Raw genomic sequence first — 19,929 nt, forward strand, 5'->3', positions numbered from 1 at the left:
TACTCTGTCATAGAAAGATCGGTCGAAGAACTGCTTTTTGTGTATACCCCCACTACGTCATCTATAAAGATTTATTGATTTATACTGCTGGGGACTGTCTCTTGAGACAAACGGTTTTGAAAAAGTTCATTTCTCTCAAACCAAATGTAACAAAATGCTTCATCTCCAAATTGAGGCATCGTATTGGTTTATAAGAATAATTCATCGTTTTGCATACTAAATGAAGTCCCTAATATCGTAAGATTCTTTCATTTCAAATCTTCTTATACTCAATCAATCAAAATCATTCCCTTACATGATTGAAATATGGCTTCTGTCCATGCATTGCAATAGAATCCCGCATTTCAAGGTTATTTTCTTCTCATAAACAAGGTTGGCTTGTAGATAAAAATTCTTCAAGAAAAAAGTAAAAATGCCCCAACAGTCTCAATGAAAAAATTATCGCAACATTGTGAGCGGGCAAAGAAAATGATGATCCCAGCTTACACCTTCATAAGCGTAAAGAGGGTGATGCCCAATGGCTTTTACCCTATCCCCTTCACAAACACCGTCGTGAAAGTGGCTTGGAAGCATGAAGAGATGCCGCTTTAAAACAAGCGCGTAAATGTGCACCACAACAGCATTCTGTTCTTCATGTGAAGAGAATGACCCCCATGAATGCCAAATTCTCAAGAAAGTTGCCTTTTTGTTTTATGAAATCGAATTATCTTACCACAACCTCCTTCTCTCTTTTATCAATGTAAAAAAATAATTTAAATCCTTTATCTTATATTAAAAAACATCATGAATTCTTTATTCTTCTCTATACAAGAAAAGCTACTGAAAGCTTTTTAAAAGGGCATAACTATCTTTTTCCCCAACTCTGTCGAAATATCCATAACAACAAGCTTTTCTCAAGAGATAATCTTTCAAAATATCCTGTTTCATAACGTTGACTAAACAGCAACTTAACAAGCGCATTTTTCTGCAATCCATGTGCAACTGGTTTGCATGATGCATTGGTTTACATGATCCTTTTAGAAACTTTTTTGACGCAACTTTTCGAACGATAGAAAGCACTATGCATCATTTCGTTTTGTTCTTTACACAAAAAACATAATGATATAAAACCGCCCCGGTACTTGCGCCATCAGGGGAATGAAGTAAGCATCAAAGGCATACCAATACTAAAGGCATATTTATGTGTAAAAAATCTAATAAGAAAAATTTTTTGTTATGTACAATTGCTGGAACTTTGATTTTCTCTCATTTCGGTTCAACTCATGCAAAGACACTATTACACCATGAAATCCCTACCGTTCGTACAACTAATGGAGAAGAAAAAAAACTTAATAATGTTTTTATACACACTGGATCTTCTGGAGTGCATGCTACTAAAAAAGCAGTCGCTACAGTTACAAAAGAAACAATACATGAAATTCCTGAGATTCAAGTGACAGATGGAAAAGAAAAGGCTTTTGATAATGTTTTTATACGTACTGGATCTTCTGGAGTGTATGCTACTAAAAAAGCAGTCGCTACAGTTACAAAAGCAACAATACACGCAAATTCGTTTGCACTTGCTGTATCAACAGGTGGGCGCGTTAATGCTAAGGAAATTGAAGCAAATGTCCTGCAGGGTGGTCTATCAATTACAAACGGTATAATTAATGTTCAAGATTCAATCATAGAAGCTAAAAAAGAATCTGGTATCATTTTTCACAAAATTCTAGATTTTTTTGTAAAAGAGGGTGAAGAAGTTGTAAATAAGGCAATTCTTAACAATACAAAACTTCTTGTAAGAGACGGTGTTGGTATTGTAGGACCTTTGTCTTCAAAATCTGTTGCTGAAGTTCAACTTAGAAATTCGGAAATTCGTTCCGATGTATTACTAAAAAATCATCTAAAAAAGGCAACAGATTCAGACCCTCATCCTGTTACTCTTATATTAACCGCTGATAATTCGATTATGGAAGGAAGAGCAAGAACCTTGCAAGTAAATACGACAGTTTTTAATTTAAGCAATAACAGTAAGTGGTATTTAAATGTGAGTCAATACGACGTAGATCGTGACTCTAGTGTATTTAACTATGCTCTTCATGATATTCAACAACGAGCACTTTCTACCGTTTCAGTATTAAACCTTCATAATAGCTCTATCGTGTTTAATGCGCCACATGCACTGGCAAATGGCCATTATCAAACCTTGAGTGTAGGAAAGATACAAACAGCTGAGGATTCTAGACTACAGGAAAATAGGGATTCCAGTCTAGCAACCGTTTACAATGCAACAGGCAATGCAAAAATTTATTTCAATACCGAATGGAGTGATGGTCTACCAAAAGAAAAACAAAAAGCTGACCGTTTGCTTATTCATGGGAATGTTTCAGGTACCACAACAATCCATATCAATAATCTTTCAAAAGGTGAAATAACCAGATCAAAAGATTCTATTCCCTTAAATACACGTGGTCTCTCAATTGTTCAAGTCTCTGGAAAAGCAGAGGAAAACTCCTTCAAACTAGCAAATGGCTACACCACAATAGGTGGCTTACCTTATAAATATACGCTCAATGCCTATGGACCAACATCCAACCGTGGGAAAGCGAATGCTGAGCAAAGCCGTTTGGGAGAAGTATCTCAAGAATCAAAAGAAAATGCTCCTGTAACCAACACTAACCACCTTGTATTAGGGGGCGTGGTTGTGGAAATTGAGCAAGATATAAAAGGTGAACCAACATCCAACCGTGGGAAAGCGAATGCTGAGCAAAGTCTCGGAGGAGAAAATAAGAATTTTTGGGATTTCCGTTTACAAAGTGCTACCCTTGACGATGAAGGGGAGATCCGAGCTCTTGTACCACAAGTAGCCAGTTATTTGGTCATGCCTAACGCTTTATTTTCCGCTGGATTGGCTGAGCTGAATAATCAGAATATACTGTTAGAGAATATGCGGACAACACTCTTTGAAGCAAAGGATAAAAAAGAAGATAACAAAAAGAGTGGGATCTTCTTATCCTCCTATGGCCACAAGATCACATTGTCTTCTAACCGTAGTCCTCTACACTATGGCTATGGTGCTGATGTTCACTATACTGCAATACAAGCAGGCGTGACATTAGCAGCATTAGAAGGTCAAAATAGCACCACACATTTTGGTCTTTTGGGGACATACGGAAAACTCTCTTTCACTCCAAAGGGCATGGAAGGTGCTGATAAGAGTACACTCGATAAATGGTCACTTGCTGCATATGGAAACATCCAGCATAACGATGGCATCTATGTTAATGCACTGTTCTCCTACGGAGCTTTCAAAGGAAATATCACCACAGCCCTCATTGGGAACACTGCAAAATTGGATGGTTCTCATACTGTAAGTGCATCAGCGACCATCGGACATAAACTAGAAACCGATGCTAAAGGATTGGTCTTTGAACCACAAGCACAACTCCTTTATCAACGCCTCATGTTTGACACCCTCTCAGATATCGATGGTTTTAACGTGAATATGGGTAAGCCTCATCAATGGTTGCTGCGTATTGGTGGGCGTCTGACACAAACGATACCTTCTGATGAAAAAGGCTATGCCACTTCTTTCTACGGTAAGCTGAACCTTATGAAAGCTTTTAGTAACAAGAGTACAGTACAGATTGGAGATACTTTCTATCTTGATGCTATGGGAGATTCTGTTGAAGGCGGGCTTGGTGTGAATGCGCAACTCTCTCAAAATTTTGCCCTTCATGCAGATATTAATTATCAACACAAGCTCCAAAAAGCAGGTGTATCTGGAATAAACTTCTCTGCTGGAATGCGCTATCAATTTTAATATAAAATCATGAAAGTGTAACTTAAGACTATAAAAACAAACGTTGTTTTATTCCGTTCACTTTCACAAAAAGGCAGCACAGTACACTGCCTTTTAACTTTTGATACTCTGTCATAGAAAGATCGGTCGAAGAACTGCTTTTTGTATATACCCCCACTACGTCATCTATAAAGATTTATTGATTTATACTGCTGGGGACTGTCTCTTGAGACAAACGGTTTTGAAAAAGTTCATTTCTCTCAAACCAAATGTAACAAAATGCTTCATCTCCAAATTGAGGCATCGTATTGGTTTATAAGAATAATTCATCGTTTTGCATACTAAATGAAGTCCCTAATATCGTAAGATTCTTTCATTTCAAATCTTCTTATACTCAATCAATCAAAATCATTCCCTTACATGATTGAAATATGGCTTCTGTCCATGCATTGCAATAGAATCCCGCATTTCAAGGTTATTTTCTTCTCATAAACAAGGTTGGCTTGTAGATAAAAATTCTTCAAGAAAAAAGTAAAAATGCCCCAACAGTCTCAATGAAAAGATTATCGCAACATTGTGAGCAGGCAAAGAAAATGATGATCCCAGCTTACACCTTCATAAGCGTAAAGAGGGTGGTTCCCAATGGCTTTTACCCTATCCCCTTCACAAACACCGTCGTGAAAGTGGATTGGAAGCATGAAGAGATGCCGCTTTAAAACAAGCGCGTAAATGTGCACCACAACAGCATTCTGTTCTTCATGTGAAGAGAATGACCCCCATGAATGCCAAATTCTCAAGAAAGTTGCCTTTTTGTTTTATGAAATCGAATTATCTTACCACAACCTCCTTCTCTCTTTTATCAATGTAAAAAAATAATTTAAATCCTTTATCTTATATTAAAAAACATCATGAATTCTTTATTCTTCTCTATACAAGAAAAGCTACTGAAAGCTTTTTAAAAGGGCATAACTATCTTTTTCCCCAACTCTGTCGAAATATCCATAACAACAAGCTTTTCTCAAGAGATAATCTTTCAAAATATCCTGTTTCATAACGTTGACTAAACAGCAACTTAACAAGCGCATTTTTCTGCAATCCATGTGCAACTGGTTTGCATGATGCATTGGTTTACATGATCCTTTTAGAAACTTTTTTGACGCAACTTTTCGAACGATAGAAAGCACTATGCATCATTTCGTTTTGTTCTTTACACAAAAAACATAATGATATAAAACCGCCCCGGTACTTGCGCCATCAGGGGAATGAAGTAAGCATCAAAGGCATACCAATACTAAAGGCATATTTATGTGTAAAAAATCTAATAAGAAAAATTTTTTGTTATGTACAATTGCTGGAACTTTGATTTTCTCTCATTTCGGTTCAACTCATGCAAAGACACTATTACACCATGAAATCCCTACCGTTCGTACAACTAATGGAGAAGAAAAAAAACTTAATAATGTTTTTGTTCGCGGTGAATATAATGCAGCGATCGCTAATACAGGTCGTATTATCATTACAAACTCAATAATGCACTCAGATGGCACTTTGCTTGCTGGAGTAGCAGGCGGACGGCTTAATGCGAAAGGAATTATAGGAAAGACGAAAGAGCGTGGTTTATCACTTACAAACGGTATAATTAATGTTGAAGATTCAATCATAAACGTTACAGAACACGGGAAAGGCTATGGTATCATTTTTGATTACATTCTTAGCTCCAAAATAAAAGAGGGTGAAGAAGTTGTAAATAAGGCAATTCTTAACAATACAAAACTTCTTGTAAGAGACGGTGTTGGTATTGTAGGGCCTTACTACTCAAAAGCTGTTAGTAATGAGGTGCACCTTAAAAACTCAGAAATTCGTTCTGATATGTTGTTAAAAAATAAAACCGCACCCGGCAATACTGAACCTGCAACTTTTACATTAAACGCTGACAATTCGATTATAGAAGGAAGAGTAAAAACATTCCCCCAAAATAAAACGGTTTTTAATCTGAATAATAACAGCAAGTGGTACCTAAAGATTAGTCTATTTGAAATGGAGGATGATTTTAGCCTATTTGATTACAAACTGCTTGATATTAAGCAGCGGGCACAATCTATCGTTTCAGTATTAAACCTTCATAATAGCTCTATCGTGTTTAGTGCACCACATAAATTGGTAAATGGCCATTATCAAACCTTGCATGTAGGAAAGATACAAACAGCTGAGGATTCTAGACTACAGGAAAATAGGACTTCCAATCTAGCAACCGTTTACAATGCAATAGGCGATGCAAAAATTTATTTCAATACCGAATGGAGTGATGGTCTAGAAAAAGAACAGCAAAAAACTGATCGTCTTTTTGTCCATGGGAATGTATCCGGTACGACAACACTCTATTTCAAGAATCTTTCAAAGAATGAGGAAACAAAAGAAGAAAGTGCTGTTCCTTTAAACACGCGTGGTGTCTCGCTCGTTCAAGTCTTTGGAAAAGCAGAGGAAAACTCCTTCAAGCTAGCAAATGGCTACACCACAATGGGTGGCTTACCTTATAAATATATGCTCAATGCCTATGGACCAACATCCAACCGTGGAAAAGCGAATGCTGAGCAAAGTCTCGGAGGAGAAAATAAGAATTTTTGGGATTTCCGTTTACAAAGTGCTACCCTTGACGATGAAGGGGAGATCCGAGCTCTTGTACCACAAGTAGCCAGTTATTTGGTCATGCCTAACGCTTTATTTTCCGCTGGATTGGCTGAGCTGAATAATCAGAATATACTGTTAGAGAATATGCGGACAACACTCTTTGAAGCAAAGGATAAAAAAGAAGATAACAAAAAGAGTGGGATCTTCTTATCCTCCTATGGCCACAAGATCACATTGTCTTCTAACCGTAGTCCTCTACACTATGGCTATGGTGCTGATGTTCACTATACTGCAATACAAGCAGGCATGACATTAGCAGCATTAGAAGGTCAAAATAGCACCACACATTTTGGTCTTTTGGGGACATACGGACAACTCTCTTTCACTCCAAAGGGCATGGAAGGTGCTGATAAGAGTACACTCGATAAATGGTCACTTGCTGCATATGGAAACATCCAGCATAACGATGGCATCTATGTTAATGCACTGTTCTCCTACGGAGCTTTCAAAGGAAATATCACCACAGCCCTCATTGGGAACACTGCAAAATTGGATGGTTCTCATACTGTAAGTGCATCAGCGACCATCGGACATAAACTAGAAACCGATGCTAAAGGATTGGTCTTTGAACCACAAGCACAACTCCTTTATCAACGCCTCATGCTTGGAACCCTCTCAGATATCGATGGCTTTAACGTGAATATGGGTAAGCCTCATCAATGGTTGCTGCGTATTGGTGGGCGTCTGACACAAACGATACCTTCTGATGAAAAAGGCTATGCCACTTCTTTCTACGGTAAGCTGAACCTTATGAAAGCTTTTAGTAACAAGAGTACAGTACAGATTGGAGATACTTTCTATCTTGATGCTATGGGAGATTCTGTTGAAGGCGGGCTTGGTGTGAATGCGCAACTCTCTCAAAATTTTGCCCTTCATGCGGATATTAATTATCAACACAAGCTCCAAAAAGCAGGTGTATCTGGAATAAACTTCTCTGCTGGAATACGCTATCAATTTTAAGAGTCTTTGATCTTTCTTTTTGAAATCTAAGCAACGCTGAAATGTAAGCAGCGTTGCTTGTTTTTGTGCATTGCAAAAAACGTGATGTATCAAGCGTATATTTTTATCAAAAAAGAAAAATATATGAAGAAGCATTTCGATATATAAAAAGAATTTAGTATTATCTATCTCTGCTTGTGCTTTGTTTTTTCTCATTTTAACTTCACTCTAAACAGAAATTCTGATCTCAATTATCAAACGCACAAATCTTCATTCCCTTTTTGCAAGTAAATTACACGAATAACTCCACGGCAAATGCAAATAACCTTAGAATGGAGAATTCTATTGCGATGCTTGGATAGCAGCCATATTTCAATCAAACAATTAGAAGAGAGCCTAAATCATATATGCATTGAGCGTTAACAGCATTTCTGCTGTTATTAATCATGATGAATCTGCTGCATATCAAAAAGCCTTGAGGGACAAACTTAACCTTATATACGCAAACATCTTAAACTCAAGAATACTATCGTGCTGTTTCCATCAACATCAAAAGAGCAAAAGTAAAAGCCTTTGAAACGATGGCTTCTCGTAACAGAATAAAGAGAAGAATTCATATTTCAGTAAAACGCTTCAAAAAAGCTTAAACCGTGTAAAAGCTTCCATTTCAAGTAATGTCATAATTTTTATACACAGAACGCAAAAGTGCTAAAGAATAAAGATAATCACGAACATATCATAAGTTAATCCGTATAATTGTAGCCACAATACATGTTAAACTCCAATGCCCTCCTCGATCAATACAATCAGAACCTTTTGAAAACAGCAAACATGCCTTAAAAAGACAAAACACTTTCCGAAAGTCTTGTACAAGCGGAGTTCAATCTTGAGACACAGCGTCCAAATATTTGAGACACCAATGCGATAACAAAAGTGGAAAGAGAAGGAAAACCTCGAAGGAATTTTCTTCTTCCTCTAGAAATTATCCCCCTCTCATTGCCCATAGAAAAGAGGAAGAACATTCTGTTGAGACACTCCCACTTGGCTCATATTATACCAAAACGCCTCGCATTATACCACAACGTAAAGAGAATGTATCACCAATAACAATCCGTGTAATTATTCTACAGCGTAAAGTTCATGTAAATTCACAACCTGGATTGAGAGGCATAAACTACCGCACAATGCTATTGCCTCAGCCTCAAAAATGACTTTGAACACATCACCAAAAGTTCAACTGAATTTGCCTTTAAAGATTAATATTGCTGAACAAACTACCGTTGATACAAGAAAACCGTCTAAATTTGCAGATGATAAAAAAACCCCGATTTTATCACATGCCACTCTTGAGTGTGAGGCAAAATCAAGCTCTTACACTACAAGTGGTAAGACTACTTGGTAATGCCAAACGCGATATTCGATCATTAGATTTTTTAATATGAACAATTAAAATAGAATATTAAACAATATGCGAATAACAATTTTTGAATCAAAAGATCATAAAAAGAAAGGGATTCCTTCTCTCCTACTTACGGAAATAGGTTCATATTATCTTGAAAGTCTTCATCGACTACAAGATAGCTTTGATGCTAATATTCGCAACTCCATTGCAAGTCAGCGTCAATAAGGAACACAAAAAGAGCAAAATCTTAGAAATTGTACTCTTTTGGATACAGAAGCACAATGAGTTTTTACCCCAAAAGACAGAAACAGCTCTCAAAAGAATACGCTTAAAGAAATTATCATACACCAAATCTGACAATACCCAGCATAACAGAAGCGTGTATGCAAATCATTCTTCTCTGATAGAATTTTCAAGGAAAATACCATCACAGCTTCCATCAAAAACATCCGAAAAAATCAATGAGATAAAAATACTGGCAACCTCAATCACCATTGGTTAGCAATTGACAAACACTGTTACAGAAGTAACCGTTTGCACCATAAGGACAACTTGTATCATCAGCATCTCATACTTGAAGTTTAAGAGATATCGCTGGCTTTAAAGTTAATATGAACAATCCTTCTCAAGAGTTACGAGGAATTGGTAAGCATTTACCATAAAACGAAAGCTATACCATTTCTTTCTATGCTAAACTGAATATGATCAAAACTTTGATCATAATTCCATACAAATTGGTGAGAGTTTTTAACTTATATCTATAGGATTTTCGGTTCGAAGGATCTTCGATCAAAGATGGTCTTAGTCTTCACGCGCACTTATTGCAAAAGATCGCGCTTTATAGTGATTTGCCTTATCGATATAAACTTAAAAAACTGCAGTCTCAGGAATAAACTTTACCAGCGATAATTGGTTACCGCTTATAAAAATACTTTGCTTGATATCTTGAAATGTAAGCAACGTCCTCTATGTTTCGTTTTGTTATTTATAAAGTAACGTAATGAATTAAAAAATTTTATCTTTATGAGAGGGGAAATGCGTATAGGAATATATTCATATGAAAAAAAGTTTTCTACTATACACCGTTTCTGGAGTTCTCCTTTTCTCTTACCCGAGTCTATCTTATGCCCTTGCGAGCACTGATTTACAACCTCTCTTTGTAAATTATTCACTGAAAAAAAATAAGAATAATAATTTAAAAGCTGAGCAACTTGGAGAGCCTGCATCTCGAACGTTTGTATCTAAGAAGAGAAAACGCTCTGGAGCTGAAGAGTCTTCTGCAGGAGCTTCCCTCTCAATCCCTGTAAAATCTGCAAAATCGAGAAAACGTCCAATTTTAGAATCTTCTCCTACAAATCCCACCAGCGAATCCCCTTCTCGTTCACCAGCATCTATAAAACCTGCGAACTCAGCACAAGTTGACGAGGATCAATCTACAAAAATTGAGGTTGAAAACGGCACAACTGTGACAAAGCAGAATGTTAAAATTCACGATAATTATGTTGCCGTCCATGCACAAGAAGCAAATTCGAAAGTAAAGATTATAGGGGGATCGGTGAGTTCAAATTTTATTGGGCTGAGTACACTAGCGGGTGGAACTATTGATGCAACAAATATCACTACAACAGTAACATCTGTTGGTTTGCTAAACACAAATGGCACAATCATCCTTAAGGATTCGACCGTAAATGTTACGGGCAATGACAAAACACATGGTATCGTTTTAAGAGGCATGCAAAATCCCTCTGGAAATCAACAAGCACAAAATGCTGGAAGAGAAGGAAATGTTCACCACGAAAAAGATATGCGCAATAAAGTTATGCTCACCAATACAAAAATTCTCGTTCAAAACGGTATTGGTATTGGTGTTTATGGAGCACACGCAAGCGGTGAAGTCACCCTTAAAGATTCAGAGATCCGTGCCGATATGTTATCAAAAAATGAGAAAAATATTGAAGCTCCGGCACATATCCTTACATTAAATGCAGATCATTCTATTTTAGAAGGCGGCGTAAAAACATTAGCAGATAACAAAACATTCCTTAATTTAAACAACAATTCAACATGGTTGTTAACAGCTCCTAGAAAAAGAGAGAGCAATAACGACCCATCTCATGGACATGACATTGATGAAAAATTACACTCTAACCTTTCGGGAATAAGTCTCACGGAAAGTAGCATTGTGTTTGGTACGTCAACAGATGGACATTATCAAACCTTGTTTGTTGGGTCTCAATCGCAGGAAGCAGACCAAACTCCTAATAACCCGATAGTTTATAAGGCAACAGGTGCCGCTGAGATCCATTTGAACTCTGAGTGGAGCAACAATTCTCCAATGCATAAACAGAAAACTGATAGGGTTATAATTAATGGTGATGTATCAGGCAGCACAATCGTTCATATCAACTTCTTGGAAAGTGGTAACAAAGGAACCAAAAGCACTGCTGTTTGGAAAGAAGAGATGGTTTCTACCTCTTCAACAGCACATGGAATTTCACTCATTCAGGTTTCTGGGAACGCTGATAAGAATTCTTTCAAACTAGAGAAGGGCTATCTTACAATGGGGGGAACACCTTATAAATATGTGCTCACTGCCTATGCACCTGGTACATCCGATGCAAGCCAAAACCTCTTTGGTAAGAATGATCAAAATTTCTGGGATTTTCGGTTGCAGAGTGCCTATGTAGATAGTGATAAGAAGGTCAGAGCACTTTTGCCTCAGGTAGCAAACTATCTGGTTATACCCAATGCAGTATTTTCTGCTGGATTTTCTGAGGTGAATAATCAAAACATGCTGTTAAACAATATGCGCACAACAATGTTTGGAGCGGAAAATCATAACAAGAATGGCATATTCTTATCCTACTATAATGAAAAAGTCACTTTATCCTCCAATCGTGATCCGCTGCACTATGGCTACGGAGCTGATATAAACTATGATGCTGTACAATTAGGCATCATCATGAATGCTCTGGAAGGTAAAAATATCAACACACAATTTGGTCTTTTAGGAACATATGGAAAACTTTCTTTTACCCCAAAGGATATGCAAGATTCTGAAAAGACAAAACTTGATAAATGGTCGCTCACCGCTTATAGCGGCATCCAACATAGCATGGGTCTATACATGAACGCGCTCCTTTCCTACGGAGTCCTAAAAGGGAATGTGACCACGGCTCTCATTGGAACTGCTGCAAAATTAGATGGCACTAAAACATTAACTCTCTCTGCGACCCTTGGTCAGAAATTAACAACCGGTCTTCAAGGGCTCATGTTTGAGCCACAAGCACAGTTTATTTATCAAAACCTCATGCTAGATGTACTTTCAGATGCTGATGGTTTGAAAGTTGATATGGACAATCCGCATCAATGGTTGGTACGTATTGGTGGACGTTTAACAAAAAATCTCACCACCACTGAGGAGGATAATGATCATGCTGTTTCCTTCTATGGGAAGTTGAATGTTCTCAGAACTTTTGGAGACGGTGGAGCAATACAAATTGGTGAGAGTTTTTATCTTGATCCTACTGGTTCCTCAATTGAAGGAGGCGTTGGTGTTAATGCGCACATCGCTCAAAAAGTTGTACTCCATGGTGATATTAGTTATCGACATAAGCTCCAAAAAGCCGGTGTATCTGGCACCAATTTTTCTGGTGGAATACGTTATCACTTTTAAAAAAAACAATATATAATTTTGTTAAAAGGCAGCACGGTGTGTTGCCTTTTGTTTATGCAATCTTTCTTTCTCAACAAAAATTTTGATACAAAAATGCTAAAAAATGATCCGCTAGTGCAAAGAATATAACCAATATCAATCTTCAAAAACTGACATCTACTTCTAAAAATTGAGTAACCAAAGAAGATCTCTCTATCCAATGTTGCGGTAATCCTTGCATTAAGAGCGTTCATAAAAAGCATTTTTACTCGTTCCTTGAAGAGTTTTTTTCCACACACTCATCCCACTGATGACATATACAAAGGGATGGTGTTCATTGATTCAACATAAACAGATTTGAAATGAGAAAACTCTACGATGTTAAGCTCTCTGATTCAAAGTGCAAAATGATAAATTATCCATTATAAATCAATGTATTATACAATTTGAAAAAACAATAAATATTATATTAATGTATTCAAAATGATGATTTCGTATCAGGTACTTTCAGAAAATTCTGTTGATGTTAAGGAATAGGTGTTAAGCCATAAGTGCAACGTGTTTATCAATATCTCACACATGGCCCCCTCTTTAAAAAGAGAGAGCTTTTCAATGAACGTATAAAGATAATTCATCCTTTTGCATATCGAATAGCTCCCTAAAGACAGGGAATTTTTGTCATTTTTCCTTTTCTGATTCAAAATCATCAAAAAATCATTTTCTTGCATGTCACAAGAGAAAATAACGTGCGAATAAAAGACCCTTTAAGATAAGAAGTAAATACGCTCTTACGAACCATCTCAATGCAAAAACAGTCGTAAGATTTTGAGCTGACAAAAAGAATGACGAGTTTATACCTTCATAAATGTAAAGATGGTAGTTTTCAATAGATTACCCATTATACCAATTACCCATCAGCCTCGTAAAATATGATTGACAACAAGGAAAGATGTTTCTTTAAAGCAAATAAGTGAATGAGAAACCCAGTGACATGCTGTTTGCTCTTGGACGCAGGCTTTCTTCTTAAAACCAGTGAACTGTTACGCTTTCCTTACAGGGTTGCTTCTTCTAAACCAACATTCTGATTGTTTTAGCCCCCTGACGTGATTTCCCACTTAAGCGTAACTTGCAAACTTTAGTGAGTAGTCAAGAAAGCAAGTAGTACCCTTACAGTGTGCAAAGAGCTCATCAAGGACTCTTGCGTGGGATTATCTCAAACACACCTATCACGATATAAAAATACTTTCAAAAGATAACTCAATACCGCCAAAACTTTTAAGTATGATTCTAAAGATAAGAGAAAATATCCACCCTCAATAATAAAGATATCATCCATCCACCGAATTTCCCTATCGTTTACTCGTAAATTTTCTCTATCATACACAAATACAAACAACATTCCTCATAAAGAACGGCATTTTGTATAAAATACTCCATAAAAAAGAATGTACACCTCATATGAGACAAAAAGCCATCTCCCTCCTGGAAAACAAAGCAGCCGCCTCTTTCTCTTCCTAGCAACCTTCTCTTTTTTCCAAGGAGAAATTCTCTTCAATCAACCAAAAGAGCAATCCCACAACCTAAATAAGAATTACGACACTGCCTCCTTCCCTCAACGAGCACACTCTCTCAAGAAGCAGATTTTTTTTGCAATGTGAAAATCAAAAGCGCACAAATTGCCACACAAGAGATTAAAATATTCAAAGTCTAAAGACCCAAGGCTGCAAAACAAATCCACAACCCTAGGCATTTATTTTATGAATCACTTAGAACGCCCAATATTGAGCAAAATGGGATCACTTATTTCATCCATTTCTTTTGTACAAGAAGCTGTTTGCATAGCGTACGAAAGATCATTCACTGCATCCAAGTGGATTTTAAGCAATTCACTATTACGACGTAATTTTTCCTGTAAATCCGATAACAAGCTTTCGACCTCATTTTCAATATCTTCATTCATATAGCGTTTTATATCGCCTATAGATTTATTAAGATCACTTAAGCCACGTGTTTTACATACATTTATTTCTTCATAATCTGGAACACCACTATTTTCTAGCATGTTGCTTTCATAATCAATCACTTGTGCCAAATTTTTAACGGCAGCTACAAATTTTGTCATTGCCCAATCACGATCAATAAGATCGTTATTAAAGACTTTTGCTTTTGATGCAAAACTATCATCACCATATTGCACTACAGACATTTTATTTCCCCTTCAACAGTATTGTTGTTCAGTCTCGATCTCAAATGAGGAAGATTAAACAGCTTTTCTTTAATGCTGATACACTCGCGTTAATGCTTTGATACACTCAAGTGAGTTTATTGTGCGAATATTGGCCTCAACAGCAAAACGGTCCTTAAAAGCGTATATCTATTCAAATTATTCTATTATATGAAATATATTTTTTATTTTTCTTATTTCATATTCGCTCCAAAACCGCCATTGGTATAATACCAATTCTATAAAACGTCACAAATTCTCAAACTAATACGCTGCGGATATCATGAATTATCAATCTTTGACAAAAAACGATAAAACGTTGACTAATCTGTTTAACAAAAATTTGTCGCATAAAAAGATTGAGATTCTTTAAAGATTTCAGCATTTTACCCTCCATAGCTTTTGGCTTCTTATGCATCTGACTCTGCACACCATTTGGGCACACCCTCTGCACACTATTTGGCATCATACAAGATCAGCTTGCACACTCCAGAAAGCCCCACTCTCCTCACATGTCCTGTTCTGCAGATCACAGAACACACGAAGAACACTCTCTGAATAAACCACACAATAATCTCAAAAAAGATAGTCGAAAACAGCTAAATAGCTCAAGATTTCCCTTTTTCAATTATCATTCGCTTTTCTTTGCAAGAGTTATACTATAGGATTTTTTTAATCCTTTCAAGAGTTCCTGAAAAAACGTAAAACGCCATATCATAAACTCTTAAATCTATCTCATAGAAACGTTTTCATACTGTTGTTTGCAAAATAATTCTCTTACATATCCTCAAATAACGCAAAATTTGCTCTTGAGACCGCTTCTTTTTCTCCCCATACAGACAAGAAATTATAGGAAAAATGATCCACCCTGCAAAAACAAAGCTTCTACCGAGAAACCCATCCTGACTTCTAATATTGAGGATTGAACTTTCCTGTTACTCTTCTCTTGCAAGAGTATTTATGATCTTATTGGATATTACCTTCAACGCAGAGCCCTTTATGGAACCCAAACGCTATTCCGCTTTTTTTAATGCCAGCTTCTTCTAAAACGAACACCCTAGCTGCTTAATATACTCACATCCTTCCCTAATGAAGCACAGCTTACGAAACTTAAAAGGTGATCTAGTGTTTCCCTTTCCACAAAAGATATTAACACACCCCCCTTCATAAAAAGCAGCTTTAAACACTTTGTGGTGTAACATGAATTAGAAGGTTTCATGAATTAGAAGGTTTGATGAAAAAAAGTTTTTTGACACGCAAGACCAGCACATTCAAAAAAATAAAGAAAGACAACAAACTTTTCCTTTTTTCATGCTCCACAGTTCGCAAATCTCTCTATTTCTCATAAAATTAAAAGAAAAATTTTAAGCTTGCCGAGTATGTTATATCAACATATATTACAAACTGTAATAATATGTTACTCAAAAATGGATACCACAAAGCACAAAAAGAGGTTCTTATGGCTGATATAATAAAAACCGCTATGCTTTATTCAACATTGATTATCACCATCAATGCGTTTGTCGTTGTCTTAGCTCTCGTAATAGAGACGCATTAGGTATACTTCTCTTAGTTTTTTTGTGACTTTGCGCAAACAAGTGCCGTAGATTCTCGTAAACTCAAGAAAGGATTGTAAAGCAGCCGTTAAATCATGCATCAATTCCAAAGGGTTCCCAACTCTTTTTGTGTCGATCTTTACTTTTTGTATGCATTTTAAACAATGAGGCTTAATGTTTCACTTTTCCTTGAATCATCATTATTCCGTTCTGAATAATTTTGTCATCTTCTCTCTCTTAAAAAGCAGAAAACAAAAAAACCTGAACTCCGTTGGCTTTCAATGAGATATATGAAGTCGTGCAGCTTGTGTTTATATTCTTTTAGATGCAAATCTGTTTTTTTTCATAAGAGCTGCTTCTTAAATCTACAAGAGAGAAAACCTCCACAACAGAGAGGAAATTTTCAATTATTGAAACCCATATCATATTCAAATTAAAATGATCTCTCACTTGAAAAAGAAAAACAACATTGTCCACTTATTTTTGTTTATAATGTCACTGCTCTCTTGCTCTTTTTCAACTTCAGAAAAGTTTGAATCTTATTTCTTTTATGCCTTATCTCATCCTTCTAAGAAGTTCACGAGCGGCTTTTAATAAGTTCTGAAAATTTTTCGATTGAGGCAACAACCGTACAGATGGCTCTGTTTTTTTCACATTTTCCCCCCATTCATCGAATAATTTTCAATTTTTTTTAAACTCTTCTACGCTATAAGTTTTTTCGCAACCAGTAACAGTCCAGTATACAAAGAAACAGTATTGTGGCTTTATTCACGATTTTATCCCTCTCTTATTTTATATTTTTAACTACAGAATTGTTTCACATAATCTTTCATATCGCGCTTGAAATACATCCCTCTAACGAAGATCTGCAGCTTCAAAGCAAAAACATATTGAATCAAGAGAGTAACTTGCATTTGTAACATTGTCTGCACAGCTTCTCATTGTGTGTGAAGTTCTTATAATTGAGAAGCAATTGTTACACCTTTGCACTATTCAAGAAGATTTTTAATCGCTTTTTTTCTATCAAAAGTCATTTTACAATAAGATATAAAATAACACGAATATCTTCATTATAAGCATTTGCAATGCCTGTAATCATTGCAATTTGCCAGCAAACAAAAACAACATCTCTTCAATTTACTGATTGCACTCTCATCATTCTTACATCGCCAGAAAGCAAAGAAAGTTTTGATATAATTTAACTTCCCATGTACTTACAACAATACCGATAGAAATACTCAAAAACAATCTTACACAGCTCAACAGAACAAAGAAATTGAGCGATGCACCCGAAAACCATTACAGTTGCATCAAATAATGTAAATCCCTAAAACAGCACAAAAGCAAAAAACATATCAAGAGAATAACAAAGCAATTTTTTGTGTTTTTGAGGAAGAGTAAATTCTACAAAGCACTAATATCAGTGAAATAATGACTTCTCTTCAGCCTCCTCTGAAATTTAACAAATTTTAATAAAAGACTGTAGAGCTGAAAGTTATTTTTTAAATATAAGATGAGCATTTTTATAATAAAATAAACAAGCAATAACTTTACATTGAGAAACATTATAAATACAATTCTATAAAGAAATCCTACTATTCTATCCCATTAACAAACGATTTTACTTTTAAACTGATCATACTTGTAAAGGAAGGATGAAGAAAAAATTATTCGTCATAGTCAATTGTATGATGTTAAATACTGTAAAATCTGGCAATTTGCATCACGCAATGGAATTTAAACAGCCAGAGTGACAAAAGACAGGTGCTTTTATCATCCCATAGCATCCTGTCAAAAGCAATCGATATCCCCTTCAAACAAATACATCATTAAACAAATTCATTCTGCAATTATCGCAGTATTTTTTGAGAGGGTTGATGCACTTGGAGCTTACAGAAAATATGATAGTAAAATTCCGCGGATGGACTTTAGACGGATGAAATCAGATATGCTCATCCTGATCTGTTTCAATATCATAATCGCCTTCCTATTTACTTTCACCAGTAATATCTATCACACAAGAGAGCAGACACTTTAATTCATACGATCCAAAATTCATCCTCTCATGATCATGTAGGTATATGACGATTTTCATCCAATATCGAAATGACGAGCTCCTCTTAGATTTCACTCAATCTAGCTTTTTGAAAGAATACAAAGGAACAGAGCAATCGGGTATAATGCGCAATCACATACAGCCCCACCAAGTTTTACATTTATGATAACTTCTTAAAGAAGATGAAATTCAATCAATGAAACCGTATTATCGTATATCATTTTTTACACTTTTCCGTATTTCTGTGAAAGTAATTCGCGCACCTCATCTGCTATTTTTGTTCCACGACTTGCGCAACTCATCTTAATTAAACGATGCAAGTTTTCCGGCACATCAATTGTGAGACGTTTCATACCTCCATCTCTGCACCCTTTATGGTTTCCTACCCATGCATCAGCTGTTAAAGGAATTGATTTATTGGTTGGTTTCGTACCAATCTTAATTTTTTTGTTCATTGTGCTAACTCCTTGATTTCTGCTGCAACAGCTTCAATCTCTGCTGCTGCTAGCCCTTGCTTATCGACTTCATAAACAGTCTTCCCCTGTGTTGCAGCTTCTGCAAAAATCACGCGCTGGGCAACATTAGCAGAAAGCACATGCACTGGATACACTCCAAGGGCTTCACCTACATCACGCCCTATTGCTGTATTGACTATTTTACGATTAATAACAAAAGCAGATTTCAGATTTTCTTTATAAACACGTGCTTCGTCAATAAGCTTTACAATCCCATCAGCCGCCCAAATATCATATGGGCTAGGTTGCACTGGAATAAGCACGAAGTCCGAAGCCATAAGAGCACTGCGTGCAAGATCAGTTACACGTGGAGGACCGTCGATAATGATATGATCATAGTTATGACCAATCTGTGTAATTTCTTTATGAACCGTTGCGCGCGGCAAACCGACGACTGGAAACAAAGGAGCACCTTCTCGAGCAGCTGCCCAATCTAATGCACTACCTTGCGGATCAACATCAATAAGCAACACACGCGCTCCTGTGCGTGCAAAGCTAGCAGCAAGATTCACACTCAAAGTGGTTTTTCCTACACCCCCTTTTTGATTCAAAAGTCCAATGATCATTCATGATGCCTTTCAGCTTTATCGTTTTTACGATTATACAGAAAATAACAAAGCAGACAAGAAGCATCTGAGAGTTTCAAAACAATTCCCTCTTACATTTCACAACAAAAGTTGTAGCATAGATCAACCCCCATTGAGTTCTTAAAATGCCCACTTCTGCATAGCCGATACAATCAACCAAAAGAAAAAAACTTGTTCCATCTCATTGAGATCATACCTTATTTATAAGAAGCGTTCGTCATTTTCAGATTGAATGAATACAAAGAAGACAGAAAGTTTTTCATATATCATCCCCTCGTATTTTAGAAACAGAAAAAACATTCGCCTGCACATCATAAGAGAAAACAATGTATAAATAAAAACCATTTGAAAAAGAATGGTATATGCCTCTTATCAACCATCAAAACCAACCATAGAAACTAAACTGGTAAATAGAATAGACGGTAGCAAGCTATACTTCAAAGCATAAAGGCTGTGATATTGCAATAAATCATGCATTATCCTCTTCACAAATGGTTATCGGAAGAGAAAATTGGGAGCAAAGTAA

The 19,929-nt window shown here is 36.3% G+C and carries 6 protein-coding genes; 3 read left to right on the forward strand and 3 right to left on the reverse strand.

Translation table 11 applies throughout. The features are described 5' to 3' along the window. Positions 1-1,180 precede the first annotated feature (1,180 nt). The 3 genes from AYT27_RS06695 (at position 1,181) to AYT27_RS06705 (ending at position 12,486) form a co-directional block, all read left to right on the forward strand. Complete coding sequence (locus AYT27_RS06695) at positions 1,181-3,802, forward strand: autotransporter family protein (RefSeq protein ID WP_011181117.1); 2,622 nt, start codon at positions 1,181-1,183, stop codon at positions 3,800-3,802. Between the two features lie 1,284 nt (positions 3,803-5,086). Beyond that, complete coding sequence (locus AYT27_RS06700; RefSeq protein ID WP_011181118.1) at positions 5,087-7,429, forward strand: autotransporter family protein; 2,343 nt, start codon at positions 5,087-5,089, stop codon at positions 7,427-7,429. 2,438 nt (positions 7,430-9,867) lie between these two features. Next, positions 9,868-12,486 (forward strand): autotransporter outer membrane beta-barrel domain-containing protein, encoded by a 2,619-nt coding sequence (locus AYT27_RS06705; RefSeq protein WP_011181120.1) that lies wholly within the window; start codon positions 9,868-9,870, stop codon positions 12,484-12,486. Between the two features lie 1,741 nt (positions 12,487-14,227). Here AYT27_RS06705 and AYT27_RS06715 read toward each other — a convergent pair. From AYT27_RS06715 to parA, 3 genes are all read right to left on the reverse strand, one after another. Further along, positions 14,228-14,671, reverse strand: coding sequence for a hypothetical protein (locus AYT27_RS06715; RefSeq protein ID WP_011181121.1), 444 nt, complete (start codon positions 14,669-14,671; stop codon positions 14,228-14,230). A 3,854-nt stretch (positions 14,672-18,525) separates the two neighbouring features. After that, a complete protein-coding gene (locus AYT27_RS06725; RefSeq protein WP_034448077.1) occupies positions 18,526-18,756 on the reverse strand; it encodes a hypothetical protein in 231 nt (76 codons plus the stop codon). Beyond that, the gene (gene parA / locus AYT27_RS06730) at positions 18,753-19,382 is read right to left on the reverse strand and encodes a ParA family partition ATPase (RefSeq protein ID WP_011181122.1); all 630 of its coding nucleotides are present in this window, start codon (positions 19,380-19,382) and stop codon (positions 18,753-18,755) included. Before parA ends, AYT27_RS06725 begins: the two co-directional genes overlap by 4 nt. Positions 19,383-19,929: the final 547 nt, after the last annotated feature.

Origin of the sequence: Bartonella henselae str. Houston-1, from assembly GCF_000046705.1 — a bacterium.
Taxonomy (GTDB): Bacteria; Pseudomonadota; Alphaproteobacteria; order Rhizobiales; family Rhizobiaceae; genus Bartonella; species Bartonella henselae.